This is a genomic window from Pseudochrobactrum asaccharolyticum, from assembly GCF_003314995.1.
Taxonomy (GTDB): Bacteria; Pseudomonadota; Alphaproteobacteria; order Rhizobiales; family Rhizobiaceae; genus Pseudochrobactrum; species Pseudochrobactrum asaccharolyticum.
On record NZ_QNRH01000001.1, the window covers coordinates 739,537 to 763,465 of the forward strand.

22 protein-coding genes are annotated in these 23,929 nt (G+C 50.3%); 13 read left to right on the top strand and 9 right to left on the bottom strand.

Annotated elements, in window-relative coordinates:
* Window positions 1-47 precede the first annotated feature (47 nt).
* From lpxD to lpxB, 5 genes are all read left to right on the top strand, one after another.
* Window positions 48-1,094 (top strand): UDP-3-O-(3-hydroxymyristoyl)glucosamine N-acyltransferase, encoded by a 1,047-nt coding sequence (gene lpxD, locus DFR47_RS03400; protein WP_113942959.1) that lies wholly within the window; start codon window positions 48-50, stop codon window positions 1,092-1,094.
* Window position 1,095: 1 nt separating this feature from the next.
* On the top strand, window positions 1,096-1,557 hold the full coding sequence (gene fabZ / locus DFR47_RS03405; RefSeq protein WP_113942960.1) for a 3-hydroxyacyl-ACP dehydratase FabZ: 462 nt from the start codon (window positions 1,096-1,098) through the stop codon (window positions 1,555-1,557).
* A 90-nt stretch (window positions 1,558-1,647) separates the two neighbouring features.
* Window positions 1,648-2,478, top strand: coding sequence for an acyl-ACP--UDP-N-acetylglucosamine O-acyltransferase (gene lpxA / locus DFR47_RS03410; protein WP_113942961.1), 831 nt, complete (start codon window positions 1,648-1,650; stop codon window positions 2,476-2,478).
* Window position 2,479: 1 nt separating this feature from the next.
* Window positions 2,480-3,343 carry an LpxI family protein gene (locus DFR47_RS03415; protein ID WP_113943223.1) on the top strand — a complete coding sequence of 288 codons (864 nt, stop codon included), beginning with the start codon at window positions 2,480-2,482 and terminating at the stop codon, window positions 3,341-3,343.
* 211 nt (window positions 3,344-3,554) lie between these two features.
* Complete coding sequence (lpxB, locus tag DFR47_RS03420) at window positions 3,555-4,736, top strand: lipid-A-disaccharide synthase (protein WP_113942962.1); 1,182 nt, start codon at window positions 3,555-3,557, stop codon at window positions 4,734-4,736.
* Window positions 4,737-4,915: 179 nt separating this feature from the next.
* Here lpxB and DFR47_RS03425 read toward each other — a convergent pair whose 3' ends face one another.
* The 8 genes from DFR47_RS03425 to moaA all read right to left on the bottom strand — a co-directional run bounded on the left by DFR47_RS03425 (window position 4,916) and on the right by moaA (window position 12,513).
* A complete protein-coding gene (locus DFR47_RS03425; protein ID WP_113942963.1) occupies window positions 4,916-5,749 on the bottom strand; it encodes an ABC transporter permease in 834 nt (277 codons plus the stop codon).
* Window positions 5,746-6,480, bottom strand: a complete 735-nt coding sequence (locus DFR47_RS03430; protein WP_113942964.1) for an ABC transporter permease — start codon at window positions 6,478-6,480, stop codon at window positions 5,746-5,748. The genes DFR47_RS03425 and DFR47_RS03430 overlap by 4 nt, the downstream gene beginning before the upstream one ends.
* A 187-nt stretch (window positions 6,481-6,667) precedes the next feature.
* On the bottom strand, window positions 6,668-7,492 hold the full coding sequence (locus DFR47_RS03435; protein ID WP_113942965.1) for a transporter substrate-binding domain-containing protein: 825 nt from the start codon (window positions 7,490-7,492) through the stop codon (window positions 6,668-6,670).
* Window positions 7,493-7,987: 495 nt separating this feature from the next.
* Window positions 7,988-8,800, bottom strand: a complete 813-nt coding sequence (locus DFR47_RS03445; protein ID WP_113942967.1) for an ABC transporter substrate-binding protein — start codon at window positions 8,798-8,800, stop codon at window positions 7,988-7,990.
* A 275-nt stretch (window positions 8,801-9,075) separates the two neighbouring features.
* On the bottom strand, window positions 9,076-9,585 hold the full coding sequence (gene mobB, locus DFR47_RS03450; RefSeq protein WP_113942968.1) for a molybdopterin-guanine dinucleotide biosynthesis protein B: 510 nt from the start codon (window positions 9,583-9,585) through the stop codon (window positions 9,076-9,078).
* Window positions 9,582-10,268, bottom strand: coding sequence for a molybdenum cofactor guanylyltransferase MobA (mobA, locus tag DFR47_RS03455; protein ID WP_113942969.1), 687 nt, complete (start codon window positions 10,266-10,268; stop codon window positions 9,582-9,584). Before mobA ends, mobB begins: the two co-directional genes overlap by 4 nt.
* A gap of 39 nt (window positions 10,269-10,307) precedes the next feature.
* Window positions 10,308-11,231, bottom strand: coding sequence for a DMT family transporter (locus DFR47_RS03460; RefSeq protein WP_113943224.1), 924 nt, complete (start codon window positions 11,229-11,231; stop codon window positions 10,308-10,310).
* A 244-nt stretch (window positions 11,232-11,475) separates the two neighbouring features.
* A complete protein-coding gene (gene moaA / locus DFR47_RS03465; RefSeq protein WP_113942970.1) occupies window positions 11,476-12,513 on the bottom strand; it encodes a GTP 3',8-cyclase MoaA in 1,038 nt (345 codons plus the stop codon).
* A 177-nt stretch (window positions 12,514-12,690) separates the two neighbouring features.
* On the opposite strand from moaA, the gene DFR47_RS03470 reads away from it, so the two are divergent.
* Window positions 12,691-13,059 carry a gamma-butyrobetaine hydroxylase family protein gene (locus DFR47_RS03470; RefSeq protein ID WP_113943225.1) on the top strand — a complete coding sequence of 123 codons (369 nt, stop codon included), beginning with the start codon at window positions 12,691-12,693 and terminating at the stop codon, window positions 13,057-13,059.
* Window positions 13,060-13,097: 38 nt separating this feature from the next.
* On the opposite strand, the gene DFR47_RS03475 is transcribed toward DFR47_RS03470, so the two are convergent.
* Window positions 13,098-14,717: a fumarate hydratase gene (locus DFR47_RS03475; RefSeq protein WP_113942971.1), complete on the bottom strand. Its 1,620-nt coding sequence runs from the start codon at window positions 14,715-14,717 to the stop codon at window positions 13,098-13,100.
* 313 nt (window positions 14,718-15,030) lie between these two features.
* Here DFR47_RS03475 and DFR47_RS03480 point away from each other — a divergent pair, with 313 nt between their 5' ends.
* The 7 genes from DFR47_RS03480 to DFR47_RS03510 all read left to right on the top strand — a co-directional run bounded on the left by DFR47_RS03480 (window position 15,031) and on the right by DFR47_RS03510 (window position 23,897).
* Complete coding sequence (locus DFR47_RS03480; RefSeq protein WP_245416421.1) at window positions 15,031-17,109, top strand: L,D-transpeptidase family protein; 2,079 nt, start codon at window positions 15,031-15,033, stop codon at window positions 17,107-17,109.
* A gap of 298 nt (window positions 17,110-17,407) precedes the next feature.
* Window positions 17,408-18,685 (top strand): phosphopyruvate hydratase, encoded by a 1,278-nt coding sequence (eno, locus tag DFR47_RS03485; protein ID WP_113942973.1) that lies wholly within the window; start codon window positions 17,408-17,410, stop codon window positions 18,683-18,685.
* A gap of 223 nt (window positions 18,686-18,908) precedes the next feature.
* Window positions 18,909-19,238, top strand: a complete 330-nt coding sequence (locus DFR47_RS03490) for an FtsB family cell division protein (RefSeq protein WP_113942974.1) — start codon at window positions 18,909-18,911, stop codon at window positions 19,236-19,238.
* Between the two features lie 131 nt (window positions 19,239-19,369).
* On the top strand, window positions 19,370-20,410 hold the full coding sequence (gene pdhA / locus DFR47_RS03495) for a pyruvate dehydrogenase (acetyl-transferring) E1 component subunit alpha (protein ID WP_113942975.1): 1,041 nt from the start codon (window positions 19,370-19,372) through the stop codon (window positions 20,408-20,410).
* Window positions 20,411-20,422: 12 nt separating this feature from the next.
* Window positions 20,423-21,826 carry a pyruvate dehydrogenase complex E1 component subunit beta gene (locus DFR47_RS03500; protein ID WP_113942976.1) on the top strand — a complete coding sequence of 468 codons (1,404 nt, stop codon included), beginning with the start codon at window positions 20,423-20,425 and terminating at the stop codon, window positions 21,824-21,826.
* 55 nt (window positions 21,827-21,881) lie between these two features.
* Window positions 21,882-23,198 carry a pyruvate dehydrogenase complex dihydrolipoamide acetyltransferase gene (locus tag DFR47_RS03505; RefSeq protein ID WP_425373331.1) on the top strand — a complete coding sequence of 439 codons (1,317 nt, stop codon included), beginning with the start codon at window positions 21,882-21,884 and terminating at the stop codon, window positions 23,196-23,198.
* A gap of 60 nt (window positions 23,199-23,258) precedes the next feature.
* Entirely contained in the window at window positions 23,259-23,897 is a 639-nt protein-coding gene (locus DFR47_RS03510; RefSeq protein ID WP_113942978.1) for an SGNH/GDSL hydrolase family protein, read from the top strand.
* Window positions 23,898-23,929 lie beyond the last annotated feature (32 nt).

Sequence of the window (23,929 nt, forward strand, 5' to 3'; positions counted from 1 at the left end):
GCGATAATTCTGCAAGGAAGCTTCGCCTCAGGAGAGAAAGTTTGTTGATGGCAGATCCTGTATTTTATACTCTGTCCTGTGCAGTCAACGTCGCTGATATTGCTCAATTGACCGGTTCTGAATTACTGACAAAGCAGTATGCTGACCGTAAGATTGAGCATTTAGCGTCTTTGGATAATGCCACGTCGGATTCATTGGTCTTCCTTGAAGGTAAGAAGAACGAAACTGCTTTGAGAAATCTCAAAGCAGCTGCTGTGCTTTGTGCTGAGGCGCAAGCGGGTTTAATTCCGGAAGGTATTGCGGTTCTCGTTAGCCGTTCACCACAGCGTGATTTTGCAGCAGTAGGTCGTAAATTATTTGAGCAGGCGGTTCATCCGCGCTCATTGCTTGGCATTCCGGGCATTTCGGAAAATGCCACAATTCATCCGACGGCTGAAATTGAAGGCACGGTTACGATTGAGCCGGGCGCTGTTATCGGTGCCAATGTGTCGATCGGTTCTGGTTCAACCATCAGTGCTAACAGTGTGATTGGTGCGGGCTGTAAAATCGGCCGCGATTGTATCATTGCACCCAATGTTTCAGTCACTTATGCATTGCTTGGCAATCGCGTTTATCTGCATCCGGGTGTCCGTATCGGTCAGGATGGTTTCGGCTTTGTACCGGGCCCTGCAGGGCTTGAAAAAGTGCCGCAGCTTGGCCGCGTGATCATTCAGGATAATGTGGAAATTGGTGCGAATACAACGATTGACCGTGGCTCTTTGAGCGACACGGTGATCGGTGAGGGTACTAAGATCGATAATCTGGTACAGGTCGCGCATAATGTTAAAATCGGCCGTCATTGCGTTATTGCAGCCCATACAGGTATTTCCGGTAGTGTGACGATCGGGGATATGGCGATGATTGGTGGCCGTGTTGGTCTGGCTGATCACATTAATATCGGTTCGCGCGTACAAATTGCTGCTGCGAGTGGTGTTATGAATGATATTCCGGATGGTGAGAGATGGGGTGGTCTGCCTGCCAGACCGCTGAAACAATGGTTCCGTGATATCGCGACTTTGCGCAGTATCGGACAGAGTAAAAAGGAGAAATCCTGATATGAATGAGAATGTTGAGCAGAAGAGCCTTGGTTCAGCTGATATTCAGAAGTTGCTTGCAGTTCTGCCGCATCGTTATCCGTTTCTTCTGATTGACCGGATTGTCGATATTGACGGTGATGATTCCGCGACTGGTATCAAAAATGTGACAATTAATGAGCCGCATTTTACTGGACATTTTCCAGCGCAGCCTATTATGCCAGGTGTGTTAATTCTCGAAGCAATGGCACAGACTGCCGGTGCAATTTCTATGTTCAAAATGGGCCTGGAAAATGCAGGTTCAGTCTTCCTTTTGACAATCGATAATGCAAAATTCCGCCGTCCGGTTGTTCCGGGCGACCAGATGTTGCTTCGTGTTAAGAAAATGAAACAGCGCGGCAATATTTCTAAGTTTGCCTGCATTGCTGAAGTTGACGGTGTGAAAGTTGCTGAAGCAGATGTTTCTGCTATGACCGGCGCATAAGCACAGAGAACTTTCAGGTTCAAATAGATAAATGAACTTTCGGTGGCCGCTATCGGGCACCGATATAACTTAAGAAAAAGCGTGATTTAAATGCGTGAAACCTTTATCCACCCGACAGCCTGTGTTGAAGCCGGCGCCAAACTTGGTCAGGGTGTCTCCGTTGGTGCTTTTTGCCATATCGAGGCAGGTGCGGAGATTGGCGATAACAGCGAGCTGATGAGCCATGTTGTTGTCACCGGTTTTACGACTTTAGGCGAAAACGCTAAAGTTTTCCCGCATGCTATTCTTGGTTGCGAGCCGCAGAACGGTAAGCATAAAGGCGGACATACAAAGCTGCTGGTTGGTAAAAATGCGATGATCCGCGAAGGCGTGACCATGCATCGCGGTTCGGATACCAGCCGTGGTTATACCAATGTCGGCGATAACTCCACATTCCTTGCTTATGCGCATGTGGCGCATGATTGCGACGTGGGTAATCACGTAACATTCGCGAATAATGTGATGATCGGTGGCCATTGCGAAATCGGCGACCATGCTATTCTTGGCGGCGGCGCAGCGGTGCATCAGTTTGTTCGTGTTGGCCATCATGCTTTTGTCGGCGGTATGGCTGCTGTTGTTCAGGACGTTATTCCTTTCGGTATGGCTATCGGTGTTCATGCGCATCTTGGTGGTCTGAACATCATTGGTATGAAACGCTCCGGTCTGGAACGTAAAGAAATTCATGCTGTTCGCCGTGCAACCCGTATGCTGTTTGACCGTACTAAACCGGTGAAAGAACGTGTTGAAGATGTGCGTGTAGAATTCGCGGATTCTGCAGCTGTTGCCGATCTGGTTGCCTTCATTACGGCTGATGCAAAGCGTAGCTCTTTTACGACACCGCTTTTGCATGGCAAACACGGCCAGCTCGAAGATCATTCCTGATATGTCAAAAAGCGATGTTCCTGTGCAGAATGTTGATGCTGCAGCCAGAACCGCTATTATTGCCGGTAACGGGCTTCTACCACAGGTTGTGGCGGAGGCTCTTGAGAAAAAAGGCAATCCGCCATTTGTGGTTTGCCTGAAGGGCGAGGCGGATGACAGCCTGCGCCGTTTTGATAATGAAACCATTTCCGTGGTGGAATTTACCCGTCTGATCAAAGTGTTGAAGCAGTCGGGAGCGAAAAATGTCATTCTGGCCGGTGGTGTCCGACAACGTCCCCATTTAAGTGATATCCGTCTGGATTGGACAACAATCCGCGCTCTGCCGCGCATCTTTCGTGCTTTGGGCAAGGGCGATGATGCCTTACTACGCGCATTTATTGGTCTGCTGGAATCCTATGGCTTTCATATGGTCGGCGCGCACCAGATTGTGCCTGATATTCTGGCACCGGCAGCGTCTGTGCTGACCACACGGGTGCCGGATAAAAAGGAACAGCGTAATATTGATCTTGCACGCGAAGCAGCCGTTATGCTCGGTAAGCTGGATGTCGGGCAGGGTGCAATTGCTGTTGGCGGACGTGTCGTAGCACTTGAAGGCGTTGAAGGCACAGATAATATGATTGAGCGCATTAAACAGATGCGTGCGGAAGGCCGTATTCCGCGGCAAGGCGGAGTATTGGTCAAATGCGCCAAGCCTATTCAGGATGAACGCGCTGATCTGCCGACAATCGGTATTGATACTGTCAGCAATATTGCTGCGGCAGGCTTGGCTGGTATTGCAATTGAGGCCGGACGCACTGTTATGTTGTCCTATCATGACACCGTACAGGCTGCGAATGCGCAGAACCTGTTTATTGTTACCTTTTAAAAAGCCATCAATAACAGTGGGCTAGATCGTATCATAGTCAAGTTTGATCAACTTGGAGATTATGATAATGCGATTGCTAATTTATCCAAGAACAAGCGCTATAAATTCCATTAACGCGACTAGTACTGGAAAAACTTCAAAACGAATATAGCCTTGCCGTTGTTCAGCAACTATGCTCGGCATTTTCTACTCTTAAGGGTGCCGGACAGAGATGAGCGAAAAACTGCCTTTGAAAATTGCTGTTGTGGCTGGTGAAGAGTCCGGTGATCTGCTGGGCGCAGATCTGGTCGATGCTTTGCGCACGAAAACGGATCGCCTTGTGAGCCTTGTTGGCGTTGGTGGCACGCATTTGCAGCAGCGCGGTTTGGATAGCCTGTTTGATCCGGATGAAATTGCCTTGATGGGGCTTGGTGCTGTGCTGGCGCGCTTGCCAAAGCTGATCATGCGTATTCGCCAGACTGCAAAAGCGATTGTCGCCGCTAAGCCTGATTGCCTGCTGATTATTGATAGTCCGGACTTTACCCATCGTGTAGCGAAAAAGGTGCGTCAGGCCGATCCTTCTATTCCGATTATCAAATATATTGCGCCGACGGTTTGGGCATGGCGTCCGGAGCGCGCGAAGGAAATGCGCAAATATATTGATCACGTGCTTGCTGTACTACCATTCGAAGTTGAAGTGATGCAGAAGCTCTCGGGTCCGAAATCGACTTATGTCGGTCATCGTCTGAGCAGTTATCAGCCTTTGCTGGACGTGGCTGCATCCCGTGAAAAGCGCAAAGCACCATCTACGGATGGCGATAAGACGATCTTGCTGCTACCGGGCTCACGCCGCTTTGAAATTCAGGGGCTGCTCAAAGAGTTTGGCACAACACTACAGTTGCTCAATGAGCGCAATGGTGCAGTTCATGCTATTTTACCAACACCGGAACGCCACGCTGCTTATGTGCAGGAATTGACAAAAGATTGGCCGGTAAAGCCTGTTATCGTAACCGGCGAGGCGGCGAAGTGGGAAGCTTTCACCAAGGCTGACGCGGCGCTCGCTGCTTCCGGCACGGTTTCTCTGGAATTGGCGCTGGCTAAAATTCCAACTGTTGTTACTTACAAGGCCGATCTTTTCAGTCGGCTGTTTCTTGCGCGCCTGATTACAATCTGGAGTGCTTCACTGCCGAATATCATTGATGACAGTCCAATTATTCCGGAATTCTTCAATGATTTTGTCCGTGCCGGTATGCTGTGCCGTCAGATTGAGCGTTTGCTGGAAGACGGGCTCCCACGGCAGGCACAGATTGAAGGTTTTGAGCGTATTGCACATAAAATGCATACCGATAAACCTGCCGGTGAGATGGGCGCGGATGTGCTGCTTCAATTGCTTGCTTCCGGTAAAAGTAGCTAAATCTAAAATACTCAGAATGAAAAAAAGCCTGCCGCTGAATATCAGCGGCAGGCTTTTTGTTTGCTCTAACCTTATCTATTAGAGCGCATTCCGAAAAGTGTGAAGCGGTTTTCGGATAAAATGCGCGTAAAAACAAAAGTTAGAGCGGTTTCAACGATTCAACATTAACTGAAACCGCTCTAACGGATAAGGTGAATGGTAATGCGACGTTCAATCCACTCAATGATATTACGCAGCACTTCCACAATCGCAAGATAGATGATTGCTGCCCAGAGATACGTCTGGAAATCAAAAGTGCGGGAATAGGCGCGGCGGGTTTCACCCATCAGGTCATAGACCGTGATGATCGCAACAATGGCAGAGCCTTTAATCATCAGAATGATTTCATTGCCGTAAGGACGTAATGCAACGACCAGAGCCTGAGGCAAGATGATCTTGCGGAAGGTCTGGAACTTGGACAGGCCAAGTGCATGAGCGCCTTCCCATTGGCCTTTAGGTACGCTGGCAATCGCACCACGCAGAATTTCAGCCTGATAGGCCGCTGTATTCAGTGTGAAAGCCAGAATCGCACAGTACCATGCCTCACGGAAGAAGCTCCACAGGCCGATTGTCTCCAGAAACGGACGGAATGTTCCCAGACCGTAATAGATCAGGAAGATCTGTGCCAGCAGCGGGGTGCCGCGGAAGAAATAGACATAGCCATAAGCAATTGCACCCAGAATGCGGTTATCCGACATACGCGCAAGAGCAACCGGCAGCGACAGCAATGCACCGAGCACAATTGAGATCGACACGAGTATCAGTGTTGTTTTGAGACCGCTCCAATAGCGCGGGCCATAGGTCTCAATCAGATCAATCTGCCATACATTATACAGATAGACCGCCAGACCGGCGAAAAGTGCAAGCCAGATACCAACCAGCACGTGGCCGGTAATGCGGGCACCTGTCCATGGACGAGGCGGCTCAGCAGGACGAAAAACGCGTTCGCTTGATGTTTCTGTTATAGTCGTCATTGGCTTACCACGCTGGACGCCGTCTGTTTGCGGCTGCCTTCAGCCCATTTTTCAATGCGGGCGATGAAGTAAGAAGAGATAATTGCGAGTGCGAGATAGATCAGGCAGGCAACACCATAGAACAGGAATGGTTCTTTGGTAACGCGCGCTGCAACCGAAGTCTGACGCAGAATGTCTGTGAGGCTGATCACGGAAACCAGTGATGTATCTTTCAGCAGAACCATCCACAGATTGGCGAGACCCGGCAGTGCAATTTTAATCAGCTGCGGAAAGATAATTTTGCGCATGGTCTGGAAATTGGTGAGACCGATTGCAAAGGCACCTTCATACTGGCCTTTAGGGATGGCGCGGAATGCCGATAAGAAGACCTCACTGGAGTAGGACGAGAAGACGAAGCCCAGCGCAATCATACCGGCTGCAAAGGCATTGACCTCAACCGAACCTTCAAATCCGATGAGCGAGAAGAATTTCTGAACTGCAAGCGAGCCGCCAAAATACACCAGAAACAGCGTGAGCAGTTCCGGCAGGCCGCGGAAGATTGTTGTATAAATATTGGAAGCAAGGCGCAGCGATGGCTCCGCGGATTGCTTGCCCAAAGCAACAAGGAAACCGAGTAACAAACCGATAGGCAAAGTGGCCAGAGCCAGCAGAACGGTTGTTAACAGTCCCCATGCTATGCTCAGCCCCCATCCGTCCGGACCAAAGCCAATCAACACAGCATATTTTTCCATTTAGTCTATCCCTGTAAGAACGGGTGGTGAAAGTGATATGCCACCCGTCTAGAGCATGTCGCAGTCTGATAACCGCGGCGATGCGACCAATCAAAAATCCGAGCGGGCAGAAGATTAATCTGTGCCACGCTGCAAATCAGTGCTTTAAAAAATACCGGCCAGACGCATCTGACCGGTTGTTGCATGCTTATTCGCCGTAAATATCGAAATCGAAATATTTATCGTTGATTTCTTTGTACTTGCCGTTGTCGCGGATGGCGAGAATGGCAGTGTTGAATTTCTCAACCAGCTCTTCACGACCTTTTTTGATCGCAACGCCAACACCCGGACCATGAATTTCAAGGTTAGGTTTGACCGGACCGACCAGCTTACAGCATTCGCCTTCCGGTGTTTTCAGCCAGTCGATCAGCGAGACAATATTGTCATTCACGGCATCAACGCGGCCGGAAACCATGTCCATACGGGCTTCATCAACACTACCGTAAGGTGTGATAGTGCTGTCGGTATATTCGTGTTCCGAAAAAACCGCATGAATGGTCGAAGATTGTACGCCGATTGTTTTGCCGGCCAGATCTTCTTTGGTGGTGCCTTTAACATCAGAATCCTTTGGTACAGCGATTGCCGCCGCAGGATTGTAATATTTGTTGCTGAAATCGACCTGCTCTTTACGAGCCGGTGTAATCGACATGGATGAAATAACTGCATCCAGCTTGCCGGATTGCAGTGCAGGGATCATACCATCCCAATCCTGCACGATGATCTCGCATTTGGCTTTCAGCTCTTCACAAAGAGCATTCGCAATATCAATCTCGAAACCGGCAACGCTGCCGTCAGCCTTGACGAAATTATAAGGAGGATAGGCGCCTTCCGAACCGATTTTAAGTGTCAGCTGCTCTTGTGCCTGTGCTGCGATATTCAGGCTTGCAACAGCACCGGCTGTCACCAAACCTGCAATTGCCAGATTGCGCAGAGCTTTGCTGAAAAAGCGGTTTGCTCCTGTCGTCGTTCTCATTCTCCAGATACCCCCATGAGATGCAGTATAAAAGCAGTCTTGTTTCTTAATTCTACGCTTGTTTTTGGTTTTGTTCTCAATGCGAAGAAAAATTTGTTAACAGCGATATTCCCATCATTTTGGCTGCAAAGGCAAGTATCAAAAACGTATTTTGCACTGTCGTGGAAAAATAAAGCGCTGGACAAATATAATAATGTAGCTATATGCGCTTTTTAAAATTCAAGAATGATTATTCTTCATTAAAAACAAAATGTTATATGGTATATATAATCCGGTTTCTCATAGGGATATTAAGCTTCCGCTTAAAAATGCAGGTTGCGATCCTGTTGTGTTTGCGACACTTTGTTGGCGGCTTTCAGATAAAACGGCATAAGATTATGCGTATTGGTCATGAGTGTCGGATATCAAAAAAAGCTGCATATAAATATGCAGCTTTTCTTTTTATTCTGATGCATGTCGCAAGCATGTTAGGACATGCGTTAAAGAAAGCGATGATTATTCTTTGATTTCCGCACCATAGGCATCGAAATCGAAATATTTGTCGTTCACTTCTTTATATTTGCCATTAGCGCGGATCGCTTTGATCGCCGCGTTGAATTTAGCAATCAGTTCAGGATTGCCCTTCTTGAAGGCAACGCCTGCACCCGGACCATGAATTTCCGGCACGGCCGGCCATGTGCCGACCATCTCACAACATGCGCCATCTTCAGTTTTCAGCCACTGGGAGAGCGTGACGCTATCGTCGCTGGCGGCGTCAAGGCGGCCATTGGCCAGATCAAGACGATATTCTTCGGCAGTCGGATAGGACTTGATGGTACTGTCGGTGAAGGTCTTTTCAGCATAATTGGCATGAGTGGTGGAGATCTGTACGCCGATGGTTTTACCAGCCAGATCTTCTTTGGTGGTGCCTTTGATGTCGCTGTTTTTTGGTGCAGCCAGACCCGGAGGGGTGTTGTAATATTTGTTGCTGAAATCAACCTGCTTCTGACGATCCGGTGTGATCGACATGGAGGCAATGAAAGCATCAAATTTACCGGCCTGCAGGCTCGGAATGGCGCCATCCCATTCAATGGTGATGAACTTACACTCAGCTTTCATTTCTTCACAAAGTGCGCGGCCGATATCCACGTCAAAGCCGGAGAGTTCACCGGCAGCATTGATAAAGTTGAAAGGAGGATAGGCACCTTCTGTCGCGATTGTCAGCTTGAGAGGTTCCTGCGCCTGTGCTGCTGTTGCAGACAGGGAAATGGCACCTGTCATCAGAACGGCAGACAGTGTTGCTCCGATAATATTTTTATAAGTCTTCATTGTACTTTTCACCCGTTGAACCCATCCAAAGTTGCAATGATTACGCCGCTATCTGATTGATTTAATCGGTTTATATTTTAGCGGTTTCAAACGTAATTATTGTTCGCTGGATATTCCCACCATTTTTTAGGGAAAGGCAAGAGCAAAAAAATGTTTTAAAACAATGTTTGAAATTATGGTGCCAAAGTATTGGCTGATTGTATGAATTTGTAATGGTAGATTTCTGTAATTTTTAATAAAACCAATAGGATATCCGATTTTATTCGCGTATTGAATTAATTTTCCAATTCGCAATAGTGCTCAATGAAATCGCTGACAGCGGCGATATTGTTGAGATCCAGAACGGGTACGGTTTGGCCGTGTAGCGCTTCATCCGTTGCAATGGCCACGATGGAATATTGCTCTGCATTCAGCGGGATTTGAGTCGGACTGTCTTTGCGACGCACTTCAATCTTAGCGTGCTTATCATTTTTATAGCCCTCGACAATTATCAGATCGCACGGTGCCATGCGGCTGACAATATCATCCAGTGACGGCTCTGTTGCATCGCGCAGTTCATGCATCAGTGCCCAGCGGCTGAAAGAGACAATGGCAACTTCCTGTGCACCGGCTTCACGGTGGCGGTAGGAGTCTGTGCCTTCTGTATCAATGTCGAAACTATGATGGGCATGTTTGACGGTCGAAATTTTGTAACCGCGCCGGCTCAGCTCCCGCACAACACATTCTGTCAGGGTGGTTTTTCCGGAGTTTTTCCAGCCGGTAATGCCAAAGATTTTCTGTGTCATTTCGCTTGCTCCTGCTGGTCGTCTGCTTCCTGCAATTGCCATGCGGTTCTGGCTTGTGCCAGCTCAGCCTGAGTGTTGATATTGAAGAAGGGATCCAGCCCGCTGATTTTATCAGCCTCGGTAAAATCTGTATAGGCAATCGTATGATTGGCGGCGAATACGCGGATGCTGCGCCTTTTAGTTTCGCTCAGCCAGTTCTGCAATGAACCGGCAAGAGAGGCAGGCCACAACGCAAATGTCGGATGAGAACCGAAATCGGAACGGGCAAAGACGATGGTGTCTTTTATTTCCGAGGGTGATGAGAGGAGCGTTTCCGCAAAGCGTTGCAAAAGATTCGGCGGGAAGAACGGCGTATCAGCGGCAACGCTCATCACATGGCTATAACCCAGCTGAGAGGCGTAACGGCAACCGGCTAGAACACCGGCCAGCGGTCCGCTATGAAGCCATTCACCATCATTGATAATCGGGTAGCCGAAACTGGTGAAAAAGGCCGGATCACTATTGGCGCTGATAACAATTTGTTCCGTTTGCGGTTTCAGCCGTGCGCAGACCTGATGCAGGATCGTATGATCGCCAAACGGGCGCAGGGATTTATCACCGCCGCCAAGCCGCTGGCTGCTGCCTCCGGCGAGGATAAGCCCCAGCACATTCTTACCGGTCAGAATTTGTTTCTCATCCGCCATGTCAATTCTGCCTTTGCTGTGCGGGTGAAAGCTTTGTGATCAGGCGGAAACATTCTTTTGCTTACGCAATTCCTTGCGCTGACGATAACCTGTTATCGCTTCACGATAAAGCATGTAGCAGCCGCTGGCGACCACGATTGCGGCGCCGATCAGCGTATTCTGATCCGGTGCCTGATTGAAGACGATATAACTGAGTACAATCGCCCAGAGCAAGCTGGTGTAGCGAAACGGAGAGGCAAAGGACATATCGCCCGCACGGGTGGCAAGAATGATGCAGTGATAGCCGATGATCAGCAGCACAGCAGCAATACCGACATGCAGCAGATCGGTGCTTGTTGGTTGTTGCCAGCCGGTATTCAGCTGCATCATCACAAAGCCGGTCATGGTCACCAGAACTGAGGTCATAGCTGAAATCAGAGCGGTCGGGATTTGCATATTAATGCGGCGGGTTGAAAGATCTCGCAATGCAGTGAAGCAGACACCAACCAGCAGCAACAGGGCATAGGCATTCATGCCAGTGCCGTCGCCATCTCCGCCGGGGCGAATGATAATCAGCACGCCGATAAAGCCGATGCTGATCGACAACCAGCGCCGCCAGCCTACTTTTTCACCAAGAAACAACACAGCCCCAAGCGTTACTGCCAGCGGCACTGCCTGATAGACTGATGAGACAAAAGCCAGCGATAAATGGGTGAGGGCAACAAGATAGCAGGTGGTTGCGCCGATTTCACCAAGGCCGCGCAAAATCGTAACCTTATCCAGCGTATCGCGCCAGCGATGCAGAACACCTTGTCTTGACGCAATCAGAACCAGCAAAAGGATGCATAATATTCCGCGTAGAAACATAAACTGCCCGAGATTGAGCGTTTGTGTGGAATATTTCGTCAGGGCATCGCCGATGGCAAAGACGCCCATGCCGAGCATCATAAAAATACTGGAACGAATATTTGCTGAAAGTGCCACGTTCATGATCCTGCGGAAAAGCTGGAGAGCTTTTCATTCTAATACGGACTTATAACAAGTATTTATGCGACATGGTCACTTGTTTGCGTCATGCACAGCAAAATAATCTTAGAGCATAATTCCTTGAATTTGGAACAATTCAAGGTGAAATTATGCTCTAATTTTAAAGTGTTAGAGCGACCTTTGTGTGCCAGTTCTGGCACACGGCGCTCTGATAAAATCAAAGAAGTGCAGGGATGTGTTTTTAACCGCCTGTAACGCTCATATGGCGCGAAACTGCGGGGCGGTTATTGCGGCGGTCGATGATGAAGTCATGACCTTTTGGTTTGCGCAGAATTGCATTGTCAATTGCCTCAGACAACAGCGCATTGTCAGTGCTTGCCCGCAACGGTTCACGCAGATCGGCCGCATCTTCCTGACCAAGGCACATATAGAGCGTGCCGGTGCAGGTAATGCGAACACGGTTGCAGCTTTCGCAGAAATTATGGGTCATCGGCGTAATAAAGCCGAGACGGCCACCGGTTTCCGCAATTTGCACATAACGGGCAGGGCCGCCAGTCTGGTACGGAATATCTGTCATAGTGAACTGACGGGCAAGTGAAGCACGCAGCATAGAGAGCGGCAGATACTGATCTGTGCGGTCGAGATCAATCTCACCCATCGGCATGGTTTCAATCAGCGTCATATCCATACCGCGACCATGCGCCCAGCGCAGCATGTCCGGAATTTCATGATCATTGAAACCTTTGAGCGCCACAGCATTCAGCTTGATATGCAGGCCTGCTTTTTGAGCCGCATCAATGCCGCGCAGCACCTGTGCCAGATCACCCCAGCGGGTGATTGTCTTGAACTTTTCCGCATCCAGCGTGTCGAGAGAGACGTTGATACGTTTAATACCGCAGGCGGCAAGTTCTTCCGCATAGCGTGCGAGCTGGGAGCCGTTGGTGGTCAGTGTCAGTTCATCAAGGCGGTCTGCCTCAATATGGCGCGACAGACTGCCAATGAGATGCATGATGTTCTTGCGTACCAGAGGCTCACCACCCGTGAGGCGGATTTTGCGTACGCCTTTATCAATAAAAGTTGAACAGAGGCGGTCGAGTTCTTCCAGCGATAGCAGATCTTTTTTGGGCAAAAAGGTCATATGTTCCGCCATGCAATAGGTACAGCGGAAGTCACAGCGATCAGTCACAGAAACGCGCAAATAGGTGATCGCCCGCCCGAAAGGGTCGATCATTGGGGCTTCAGGCGCAGTTTTGCTGATGTTTTGTGCTGTTAAATCCATATTTCCGTATGCCGGTTTGCTTAAATATCATGTCTATATAAGAGAGATAAGATCAACACATAGTGCTGTCCAGTTGCATTATGTCACGCAAGGGGGCAGCAGCCTGTAAACAAAGCCTTGTCCTGTTGTCATTCTGCGACTACCACAGAGAAAGATATGAATATGGTGGATCATTCAATGAGCGATATCTGGCCGGAAGAACTTCGGGTTTCCCAAGACCGGAAAACCCTGTCTGTGACATTCAATAACGGACATAATTATTCATTCCCTGCGGAAATGCTGCGCGTATTGTCGCCGTCAGCTGAAGTGCAGGGACATTCACCGGAACAGCGCGTGACTGTGCCGGGGAAAATTAATGTTGGTATTATGAAGATTGATCCGGTCGGCAATTATGCCGTGCGCATCAGTTTTGACGATATGCACGATACCGGTCTGTTCACATGGATTTATCTGCATCAGCTGGGGGAAGAATATGAAACCCGCTGGCAAGGCTATCTTGATGAGCTGAAAGAGAAAAACCTCAGCCGCGAACCGAAGTTTCACTAAAAAAAGCCGGAGTTTCCTCCGGCTTTTTTTGTTTAATCTTATGACAGGTTCAGTTCCTTGAAGAAGTCATTACCCTTGTCATCAATAACGATGAAGGCAGGGAAGTCTTCAACTTCAATGCGCCAGATGGCTTCCATGCCGAGTTCAGCATATTCAACAACTTCGACTTTCTTGATGCAGTCCTGAGCCAGACGTGCAGCAGGGCCGCCGATGGAGCCGAGATAGAAACCACCGTGTTTGGCGCAGGCATCACGTACCTGACGGGAGCGGTTGCCTTTAGCCAGCATGACCATAGAACCGCCGAAAGACTGGAACTGATCTACATAGGAATCCATACGGCCGGCTGTTGTCGGGCCGAAGGAACCTGATGCGTAACCGGTAGGGGTCTTGGCAGGGCCAGCATAATAAATCGGATGATTTTTGAAATAATCCGGCATGCTTTCGCCGTTTTCCAGACGTTCACGGATTTTCGCATGTGCAAGATCACGTGCCACGATGATGGAGCCGGTCAGCGACAGGCGGGTTTTCACCGGATGCTGCGACAGGGTCTTGAGAATCTCTGCCATTGGCTGGTTGAGATCAATCTTCACTACGCTGTCGGAGAGCTTGGCTTCATCAATGTCCGGCATATATTTCGCCGGATTGGTTTCCAGTTGCTCAAGGAAAATACCTTCTTTGGTGATCTTGCCCTTAGCCTGACGGTCAGCCGAGCAGGAAACACCCAGACCAATCGGCAGCGATGCGCCGTGGCGCGGCAGGCGGATAACGCGGACATCATGGCAGAAATATTTACCACCAAACTGTGCACCCACGCCCAGAGACTGGGTGAGTTTGTGGATTTCCTGTTCCATTTCCAGATCGCGGAACGCATGGCCGTCTTCGGAGCCTTTGGTTGGCAGGCTATCGAGATAACGGGTGGAGGCGAGCTTAACAGTCTTGAGGTTCTGTTCTGCCGATGTGCCGCCGATCACAATCGCGAGATGGTATGGCGGGCAGGCCGATGTGCCGAGTGTCAGGATTTTCTCTTTGAGAAATTCGATCATCCGGTCATGGGTCAACAGGGAAGGTGTGCCCTGAAACAGGAATGTCTTGTTGGCTGAACCACCGCCTTTGGCGACAAACAGGAATTTATAGGCGTCTTCGCCTTCCTGATAAATGTCGATCTGTGCAGGCAGGTTGTTCTTGGTGTTCTGTTCTTTGAACATTTCCAGCGGTGCCAGCTGGGAATAGCGCAGGTTCTTTTTGAAATAGGCATCCATCACGCCGGAACCCAGCGCGTTTTCATCGCCGCCTTCAGTCCAGACGCGGCGGCCTTTTTTACCCATAATGATCGCGGTGCCGGTATCCTGACACATCGGCAGAACACCACCGGCGGCAATATTGGCATTCTTCAAAAGATCATAGGCAACGAAGCGGTCATTATCGGTCGCTTCCGGATCTTTCATAATATTGCTGAGCTGCTGCAAGTGACCAGGTCGCAGCAAATGATTGATATCGGCAAAAGCAGCCTCGGCCAGCAAGCGCAGACCTTCCGGTTCAACGGTCAGAACTTCCTGACCTTTGAATGTATCAACCGAAACATGCTCGGATGTCAGTTTACGATAGGGGGTTGTATCCTCACCAAGCGGAAACATTCCGGTATTTAATTGCTCAGCCATATATCACCTTATTGTCCGCTTTCACCGCACATGATCTGAGGTGCAGCGGATAGACATAAAATTATCAGATGACGGGCTTTTAGCGTTTGTAACCGCTGTTGCCACTGCGGCAGATTGATCTTTTTGCTGGAATTCGCCGGTAAGGCTGCTTTGAGTGCTAAAATTATATTTATTGTTAAAAGTTTCTAAATCAGAATGGCGCAGATTATTGGGAGTGAATCATTGCAGTGCTTAGGCGGGGCAGGTGTGGTACCGGATTGCTGCCCGAGAACTGCATATATTGCTTGTTTTTCTCCAGAACTGACGGACAGATATGACTACTCCGCTGAAATCCCGCTGCCTGATCCTAAGTTCTTCTATGCGTCATGCTTTTCTGACGACCGCGCTTGCTGCTGTAACCGGCATTGCAGTTTTGGCGCCTGTGCAGCAAGCGGATGCGGCGAGCAATCTGTTTGATCTGTTCCGTCAGAAGCGCGAAGCGCGTGAAGCCGCGCAACAACAGCCGCAGCCTGTGCAACAAGCACCACAGGTGAAGCAGCCGGTCGCACGCACTGCAAAATCTGCCGCACCAGCCAATGTGGTTAAACCGGCTGCGCCTGTTGCCAAGGCGGTTGCTGTTAAAGGCCCGCAGATTTATGACTACCGGCCGGAAAAACTGGTGAAGGTAGATTTTACCGCTGTTGATATGCAGGTAACCGCTGCGATTTCTGAAAAAGAGGGCAGCTTATCGCCTTCTGCACTGTATGCGGAAGCGGTTGATTTTATCAGCACTGTGCCGCAGCGTGCTGACGGGCTGATCAATCCGCCTGCAAAGACTGCTGAAAAACAGCTTGATCCTGCACTGGTAACTGCTGTGCTTGATGCCATGAAGGCGACCGATGTAAAGGCCGAGCAGTCTTTAGCCGAGGCAATTGTTACTTTCTATGCAACGGAGCAGACATTGCTCTGGTCGGATGGTTTGGCCGTCTCATCGCGTGCTGAAGAGGTTTTGGCCTTGTTCGAGCGCGCTGAAGCAGATGGTCTGGTATCAGCAGAATACGCTGTCAAAGTACCGGATCTGGACTTTGACGCTGCACAAAAAGATATGCGCATCCGTGAGATAGCTGCTTTTGAAGTGGCGCTGACCGCACGGGCATTGCGCTATGCGCTGGATGCTGGTGAGGGACGGGTGATCGCCAATCGTCTGAGTGGCTTTCATGATTTGCCGCGCAAACGCATTCAGCCTGATCTGGTGTTGAAAGCTCTTGAGGATGCCACTGATCCGACACAGGTTTTGGCTGATTTTAATCCGCAGAATAGCTATTATCAGAAGCTGAAAGAGCAGCTTGCTGCGATGAAGCCGGAAGGCAAGAAGATTGCCCGTGTTGCACCGGATACGCTGATTAAGCCGGGGCAAAATAATGCGGAACTGCCTAAAATTCTGGCGCTGATCGCGCAAAAAGCACCAGCCGGTTACCTTAACTCTTATCAGGATGTTTTTGATCGTCATAAAGATGGAACACTCTATGATCCGGAACTGGTGACTGCGGTCAAAGACTATCAGAAGCTGATGGGCAAGACGCCGGATGGCATTATTGGCCGCGCTACAATTACTGCTTTGCAGGGCGAGACATCCTCGGTCAAGCGTGAGCGTATTCTCTATTCCATGGAGCGTCTGCGCTGGTTGCCGCGTGATTTCGGTCAGCGCTATGTTTTCGTCAATCAGCCGGCTTATCGCGCTCAGTATTTTGATCAGGGCAAAGAGCAGCTGGCAATGGATGTGGTGATCGGCTCTGCGCGTAATCAAACCCATTTCTTCTATGATACAATCAGCACCGTGGTGTTTAACCCGTCTTGGGGTGTGCCGCGCTCGATTGTGATGAATGAAATGATGCCGCGCATTCTGGCTGATTCCGGTTATCTTGATCGCAACAATTACGAGGTGGTTGTTGGCGGCAAGGTTGTGTCATCAACTGCGGTCAATTGGTCAGCTGTCGCACAGGGCAAGGCGCATGTTGGTGTACGCCAGAAGCCGGGCCCGAATAATGCGCTGGGTGAATTGAAAATCCTGTTCCCGAACAGCCACGATATTTATCTGCATGACACGCCGTCAAAAGCTGCGTTCAAGCGTGATATGCGCGCTGTCAGTCACGGCTGTATCCGTCTTGCCGATCCGCGTGCCATGGCCTCTGCGGTGATGAGTACCGGCAAAGAAAATCTGACTAAATATTTCGGCAAGAATGAGCGCGGTATTAAAGTGCCGTCCGGTGTGCCGATTTACCTGACCTATTTCACCGCATGGCCGGATGAAGCGAGTGGTAAAATCCGTTATTTTGACGATGTTTATGCACGTGATGAAGGTCTGGCAAAGGCTTTCCAGAAAACGGAACAGAGTCGGGTTGCAGCAATGTAAGCAAGCGAAAAGAGCGGTTAAACCGCTCTTTTTTTGTTTGAAACAGAATGATTGCGCGCGCTGTCGCAAACTCTTCACTTTAATATCGTTTGAAAATCTCAAAATTAACATCTGATTGGCCGAAGTCCTTTGCGTCCGGCAATCTGATTGGTTATCAATAGCGCGAAATTTTGTAATACCGTATCGGCTGATGAGGGCGGCGCGGTATTGGCTCTACCGGTTTGTTTCACGCATTTGCCTTGTTCAGAAGTGCTTGGTCATTTCGGGCTCGTAAATGCTTTATGGAAGGATACTCCCAATGACTGCGATCATCGATATTGTCGGTCGTGAAATTCTCGACAGCCGCGGTAATCCGACTGTTGAAGTTGATGTCACGCTCGAAGACGGTTCTTTTGGCCGTGCGGCTGTACCAAGCGGTGCATCAACCGGTGCGCATGAAGCTGTAGAACTGCGCGACGGCGGAAGCCGTTATCTGGGCAAGGGCGTTGAACAGGCTGTTGAAGCGGTCAATGGCGCGATCTTTGATGCGCTGGCTGGTCAGGAAGCTGAATATCAGATCGAAATCGACCAGACCATGATCGATCTCGACGGTACGCCAAACAAAAGCCGCCTCGGTGCCAATGCAATCCTCGGCGTATCCATGGCTGTTGCCAAGGCTGCTGCGCAGGCTTCCGGCCAGCCGCTTTACCGCTATGTTGGCGGTGCCAATGCCCATATCCTGCCGGTGCCAATGATGAACATCATCAATGGCGGCGCACATGCGGATAATCCGATTGATTTTCAGGAGTTCATGATCCTGCCTGTTGGTGCATCAAGCCTGCGTGAAGCTGTGCGTTACGGTGCCGAAGTGTTTCACACACTGAAATCCCGTCTGAAAGCTGCCGGTCACAACACCAATGTCGGTGACGAAGGCGGTTTTGCACCAAATCTGCTGAGCGCGGAGGCAGCGTTGGATTTCGTGATGGAATCGATTGCAAAAGCCGGTTTCAAGCCAGGTGAAGAAATTGCAATCGGTCTGGATTGCGCTGCGACTGAATTCTTCAAAGGCGGTAATTACGTCTATGAAGGTGAGGGCGTAACCCGTACACCACAGCAGCAGGCTGAGTATCTGGCCAAGCTGGCCGCTGACTATCCGATCATCAGCATTGAAGACGGTATGTCGGAAGATGATTGGGAAGGCTGGAAGACCCTCACCGATCTGACTGGTAAGAAAACCCAGCTCGTCGGCGATGATCTGTTCGTGACCAACTCGGCTCGTCTGCGCGACGGTATCAAGATGGGCGTTGCCAATTCCATTCTGGTTAAAGTGAACCAGATCGGCACATTGTCCGAAACACTGGATGCCGTGGAAACAGCGCATAAGAACGGCTATACCGCAGTTATGTCACACCGTTCGGGTGAAACAGAAGATTCCACGATTGCGGATCTCGCTGTTGCTACCAATTGCGGCCAGATCAAAACCGGCTCGCTGGCACGTTCAGACCGGTTGGCAAAATACAACCAGCTGATCCGCATTGAAGAAGAACTGGGCACGCAGGCACGTTATGCCGGCCGTTCGGCTTTTAAAGGTCTGTAAGCGCTGAAATTTCAGCTCTGAGATGAATTAATAAGAGGCCTGCACGAAAGTGCGGGCCTTTTTTGTGTTGAATGGTGGTTTTGATCCTGCCCTGTAAAGTCTCTGTTAAGGCTAATATGCTTTAAATAAATATCGGACGGGATTTATCGTGTTTTGATAATTTAGTCCTTATTTTCGGGCAGATATCCGCGTATCGGATGCGTATTGCCTCAGAGGTGTGAGTATGTGGACAAAACAAAAGCGTAAAAGCATCAAGGGTCGACTGGTTGTGCCGGTTCTGGCCACTGCGTTTTTGTCCTATTTCGGTTTTCATGCTTATAATGGTGCCTACGGGATTTATTCCAAGGAACAATTGCAGGCGCAGACCGTTGTATTGAATAAGCAGCTTGCAGATCTGACGGAGCAGAGGGAGTCTCTGGAACGTCAGGTTTTGCAGTTGCGCGACGGCTCAATTGATAAAGATATTCTGGATGAACAGGCGCGCCGCGCATTGAATCTGTCTCATGCGGATGAGGTCACGATTATCGTTGATCGCGGTAAAAAGACGAATTAACCGAATTGCAGTTAATTGGATGTTTTCTTTGTATTTTCAATTAGTTAACTAGTGCAAAATTACACATTTATGTGTATTGTAACTTTTGCCGATGAGGTTTATTCTGCGCCCACCATAACAGGGAGCAAAATATGGCACCTAGGGCACAAAAAACTGCTGCGGCTAAATCGCAGGCAGCTCTGTCTAATACTCTCAAGGCACCACAGCCTAACCAGTTTACCAAGGAAGAAGATCTTCACGCTTATCGTGAGATGCTGCTGATCCGTCGCTTCGAAGAGAAGGCCGGTCAGCTCTATGGTATGGGCTTCATCGGCGGTTTCTGTCACCTTTATATCGGTCAGGAAGCTGTTGTTGTCGGTATGCAGAAAGCAATGCGTGAAGGCGATCAGGTTATCACTGCCTATCGTGACCACGGTCATATGCTTGCAGCCGGTATGAGCGCGCGCGGCGTGATGGCTGAGTTGACCGGTCGTCAGGGCGGCTTGTCGAAAGGCAAGGGCGGCTCGATGCACATGTTCTCGAAAGAGAAACATTTCTACGGCGGTCACGGTATCGTTGGTGCGCAGGTGCCGCTCGGCACCGGTCTGGCTTTTGCAAACCGTTACCGTGGTAATGACAGCGTTTCCATCACCTATTTCGGTGACGGTGCTGCCAACCAGGGTCAGGTTTACGAAAGCTTCAACATGGCATCGCTCTGGAAGCTGCCTGTTGTTTATGTGATTGAAAACAACCGTTATGCAATGGGTACAGCTGTAACCCGCGCTTCGGCTGAAACCGATTTCTCCCGTCGCGGTCTGTCCTTCAATATTCCTGGTATTCAGGTTGACGGTATGGATGTGCGCGCTGTGAACGCCGCCAGTGAAGAAGCACTGGAATGGGCACGTTCCGGCAAGGGTCCAATCATTCTCGAAATGCAGACCTATCGTTATCGTGGTCACTCGATGTCCGATCCTGCGAAATACCGCAGTAAAGATGAAGTGCAGAAGATGCGCTCCGAGCATGATCCGATCGAGCAGGTTAAATACCGCATGATGGATAATGGCTGGTTCTCGGAAGATGACCTGAAGGCGATTGATAAGGAAGTGCGTGACATTGTTGCTGACTCAGCAGACTTTGCACAGCATGATCCGGAGCCGGATGCATCTGAACTCTACACTGATATTCTGCTGTAAGGAGCGAGCGCTATGCCTGTTGAAATTCTTATGCCAGCGCTCTCCCCGACAATGGAAGAGGGCAAACTCTCCAAGTGGCTGAAAAAGGAAGGCGACAAAGTCACTTCCGGTGATGTCATTGCTGAGATTGAAACCGATAAAGCAACCATGGAAGTGGAAGCTGTTGACGAAGGCACTATCGGTAAGCTGCTCGTTGCTGAAGGTACCGAAGGCGTAAAAGTGAATACAGCAATTGCTGTATTGCTTGCTGACGGCGAAAGCGCTGACAGCATTGGCGCAGCTGCGCCTGCTGCTCCTCAGCAGACAATGGTCACTTCTGAAGCGCCGGTTGTTGGCGGCGAGAAGCCAGGTGCTTCAACACCTGCTGCTCCGGTTCCTGCTGCGCCTAAACTCGAAGTTGCCAATGATCCGGATATTCCGGCTGGTACAAAGATGGTGCCGACCACTGTTCGTGACGCTTTGCGTGACGCGATGGCTGAAGAAATGCGCCGTGACCCTGACGTTTTCGTTATGGGTGAAGAAGTTGCTGAATATGAAGGTGCCTATAAGGTAACCAAAGGCCTTCTGGCTGAGTTCGGTGACAAGCGCGTTGTTGATACACCAATTACCGAACACGGCTTCGCCGGTATCGGTGTCGGTGCGGCTTACACCGGCTTGCGTCCGATTGTTGAGTTCATGACCTTCAACTTCGCCATGCAGGCAATCGACCAGATCATCAACTCTGCTGCCAAGACATTGTACATGTCCGGTGGTCAGATGGGTGCACCTATGGTGTTCCGCGGTCCTTCGGGTGCCGCTGCCCGCGTTGGCGCACAGCACTCCCAGTGCTATGCTGCATGGTACAGCCATATTCCGGGTCTGAAGGTCATCATGCCTTATTCGGCTGCTGATGCTAAAGGTCTGCTCAAGGCTGCGATCCGTGATCCGAATCCGGTGATCTTCCTTGAAAACGAAGTTATGTACGGCCACACATTTGATGTGCCGGACATTGAAGATTTCGTATTGCCAATCGGTAAAGCCCGCATTCATAAAGTCGGTAAAGATGCGACCATCGTATCCTTCGGTATCGGCATGACCTATGCGATCAAGGCTGCTGAAGAACTGGCTGAAATCGGCATCGACGTTGAAATCATTGATCTGCGTACCATCCGTCCGATGGATATGCCGACTGTGATTGAATCGGTCAAAAAGACCGGTCGTCTGGTCACTGTTGAAGAAGGCTACCCGCAGTCTTCCGTGGGTACAGAAATTGCAACCCGCGTCATGCAGCAGGCTTTCGATTATCTCGATGCGCCGATCATGACCATTGCCGGTAAAGACGTGCCAATGCCATATGCCGCTAACCTCGAAAAGCTGGCTTTGCCATCGGTTGCGGAAGTTGTTGAGGCCGTTAAAGCTGTAACCTACACTCGTTAAGGGGAAGGACAAAACCATGGCTATCAAAATTACGATGCCGGCTCTTTCTCCGACAATGGAAGAAGGTAATCTGGCGAAATGGCTGGTCAAAGAAGGCGATAAAGTCTCCGCAGGTGACGTTATTGCCGAAATCGAAACCGACAAAGCGACCATGGAAGTGGAAGCTGTTGATGAAGGTATCGTGGCCAAGCTGGTTGTTGCCGGCGGCACTGAAGGCGTGAAGGTCAATGCCCTGATCGCCGTTCTGGCGGAAGACGGTGAAGATGTTGCTGAAGCTGCCAAGGCAGCTTCCGGTGATGCACCTGCCGCTGCTCCAAAGGCTGAAGCTGCACCGGCAGCCGCACCGGCACCAGTTGCTGCGGCGCCAGCTGCAACACCAGCGCCTGTTGCTGCTCCGGCTCCGGTTGCAACACCTGCCGCAAAAGGCGAGCGTCTGTTCGCTTCGCCGCTGGCACGTCGCATCGCTAAAGAAGCTGGTGTTGAGCTGTCTGCTGTTTCCGGCACCGGCCCGCACGGCCGCATCGTTCGTAAGGACGTTGAAGCTGCGATTGCTTCCGGCGTTAAAGCACCTGCTGCTGCAACGCCAAGTGCTGCAGCGCCTCAGGCTGCTGTTGCTTCCGGCGCATCGGATGAAGCGACCCTCAAAATGTTTGAGGAAGGTTCATATGAGCTGGTACCGCATGACGGTATGCGTAAGACAATTGCGCGCCGCCTGATGGAATCCAAGCTGACTGTTCCGCATTTCTATCTGACGATTGATTGCGAACTCGATGCTCTGCTGGCTCTGCGGGCACAGCTCAATGCTGCTGCACCGGTTATCAAGACTGAAAAAGGCGAAGTACCTGCGTACAAGCTGTCGGTCAACGATCTGGTGATCAAGGCAACAGCTCTGGCATTGCGTGACATTCCTGAAGCCAACGTGTCCTGGACAGATGCAGGCATGGTCAAACACAAACATTCGGATGTCGGCGTTGCCGTTTCCATTCCGGGTGGTCTGATTACGCCAATCGTTCGCGGTGCAGAAACCAAGGCTCTTTCCGCCATCTCGAATGAGATGAAAGATCTGGCCAAGCGCGCCCGTGACCGTAAGCTGAAGCCTTCCGAATATCAGGGCGGTACCACTTCGGTGTCCAACCTCGGTATGTTCGGCGTGAAAGACTTCGCTGCGATCATCAACCCGCCACATGCAACAATCTTTGCAGTTGGTGCCGGTGAACAGCGTGCGGTTGTTAAAAATGGCGAACTGGCCGTGGCAAACGTAATGTCTGTTACGCTTTCCACCGACCACCGTGCTGTTGACGGCGCTCTGGCTGCAGAACTGGCGAAAGTTTTCAAGAACTACATTGAAAACCCGTTGAGCCTGCTGGTCTAAGAAAAATAGTGGCGCCTCAGCTTTCTGGGGCGCCGTTCCTTTCTCGCAAAAGGCGGAAACATGAAGTCAGTTTTGTGTTTTGGTGATTCACTGACCTGGGGCTATCAGGCACCGGATGGTGTACGTTTGCCTCTCGAAGACCGCTGGCCGTCTGTGTTGCAGAAGGCGCTCGGTTCTCAGGCACATGTGATTGCTGAAGGACTGAACGGGCGTACAACTGCCTTTGACGATTATACTGCGCCGGAAGATCGTAACGGTTCGCGTATCCTGCCGACCTTGCTGGGTACCCATGCACCGCTAGATCTGGTGATCATTCTGCTGGGCAGCAATGATATGAAGCCGCAGGTCGCAGGTGATGCTTTTTCCAGTCATTGCGGTATGCGCAGACTGATCCAGCAAATCCGCAGCCATCCGTATCAGGAGGGTTATGCGGTGCCGGATATTCTGATTGTTGCGCCGCCGCATATTTGTGAAAGCGCTGATCCGTTTTTTGCCTCGCTTTTTGCCGGTGGTATTGCGGAATCGCGCAAGCTGGGATTGCTGCTGTCGGATCTTGCTGATGAGACGGAATGCAATTTCTTTGATGCATCCGGCGTTGCCAAAACCACACCACTGGATGGTGTACATCTGGATGCAGAGAATACACGGGCAATCGGGCAGGCACTGGAGCCTGTTGTGCGCCTGATACTGGGTTTGTAGTTATAAGAGCGTATCCCGAAAAGTGTAAAACG

Bases quoted from the DNA above. Each gene is read 5' to 3' on its own strand.
- DFR47_RS03430 (WP_113942964.1), bottom strand. From the start codon at position 6,480: ATGGAAAAATATGCTGTGTTGATTGGCTTTGGTCCGGACGGATGGGGG.
- DFR47_RS03480 (WP_245416421.1), top strand. From the start codon at position 15,031: ATGACTACTCCGCTGAAATCCCGCTGCCTGATCCTAAGTTCTTCTATG.
- pdhA (WP_113942975.1), top strand. From the start codon at position 19,370: ATGGCACCTAGGGCACAAAAAACTGCTGCGGCTAAATCGCAGGCAGCT.
- DFR47_RS03500 (WP_113942976.1), top strand. From the start codon at position 20,423: ATGCCTGTTGAAATTCTTATGCCAGCGCTCTCCCCGACAATGGAAGAG.
- DFR47_RS03505 (WP_425373331.1), top strand. From the start codon at position 21,882: ATGGAAGAAGGTAATCTGGCGAAATGGCTGGTCAAAGAAGGCGATAAA.
- moaA (WP_113942970.1), bottom strand. From the start codon at position 12,513: ATGGATTTAACAGCACAAAACATCAGCAAAACTGCGCCTGAAGCCCCA.
- DFR47_RS03510 (WP_113942978.1), top strand. From the start codon at position 23,259: ATGAAGTCAGTTTTGTGTTTTGGTGATTCACTGACCTGGGGCTATCAG.
- eno (WP_113942973.1), top strand. From the start codon at position 17,408: ATGACTGCGATCATCGATATTGTCGGTCGTGAAATTCTCGACAGCCGC.
- mobB (WP_113942968.1), bottom strand. From the start codon at position 9,585: ATGACACAGAAAATCTTTGGCATTACCGGCTGGAAAAACTCCGGAAAA.
- fabZ (WP_113942960.1), top strand. From the start codon at position 1,096: ATGAATGAGAATGTTGAGCAGAAGAGCCTTGGTTCAGCTGATATTCAG.
- DFR47_RS03490 (WP_113942974.1), top strand. From the start codon at position 18,909: ATGTGGACAAAACAAAAGCGTAAAAGCATCAAGGGTCGACTGGTTGTG.
- DFR47_RS03425 (WP_113942963.1), bottom strand. From the start codon at position 5,749: ATGACGACTATAACAGAAACATCAAGCGAACGCGTTTTTCGTCCTGCT.
- lpxA (WP_113942961.1), top strand. From the start codon at position 1,648: ATGCGTGAAACCTTTATCCACCCGACAGCCTGTGTTGAAGCCGGCGCC.
- DFR47_RS03475 (WP_113942971.1), bottom strand. From the start codon at position 14,717: ATGGCTGAGCAATTAAATACCGGAATGTTTCCGCTTGGTGAGGATACA.
- lpxD (WP_113942959.1), top strand. From the start codon at position 48: ATGGCAGATCCTGTATTTTATACTCTGTCCTGTGCAGTCAACGTCGCT.
- DFR47_RS03415 (WP_113943223.1), top strand. From the start codon at position 2,480: ATGTCAAAAAGCGATGTTCCTGTGCAGAATGTTGATGCTGCAGCCAGA.
- lpxB (WP_113942962.1), top strand. From the start codon at position 3,555: ATGAGCGAAAAACTGCCTTTGAAAATTGCTGTTGTGGCTGGTGAAGAG.
- mobA (WP_113942969.1), bottom strand. From the start codon at position 10,268: ATGGCGGATGAGAAACAAATTCTGACCGGTAAGAATGTGCTGGGGCTT.
- DFR47_RS03445 (WP_113942967.1), bottom strand. From the start codon at position 8,800: ATGAAGACTTATAAAAATATTATCGGAGCAACACTGTCTGCCGTTCTG.
- DFR47_RS03470 (WP_113943225.1), top strand. From the start codon at position 12,691: ATGAGCGATATCTGGCCGGAAGAACTTCGGGTTTCCCAAGACCGGAAA.
- DFR47_RS03435 (WP_113942965.1), bottom strand. From the start codon at position 7,492: ATGAGAACGACGACAGGAGCAAACCGCTTTTTCAGCAAAGCTCTGCGC.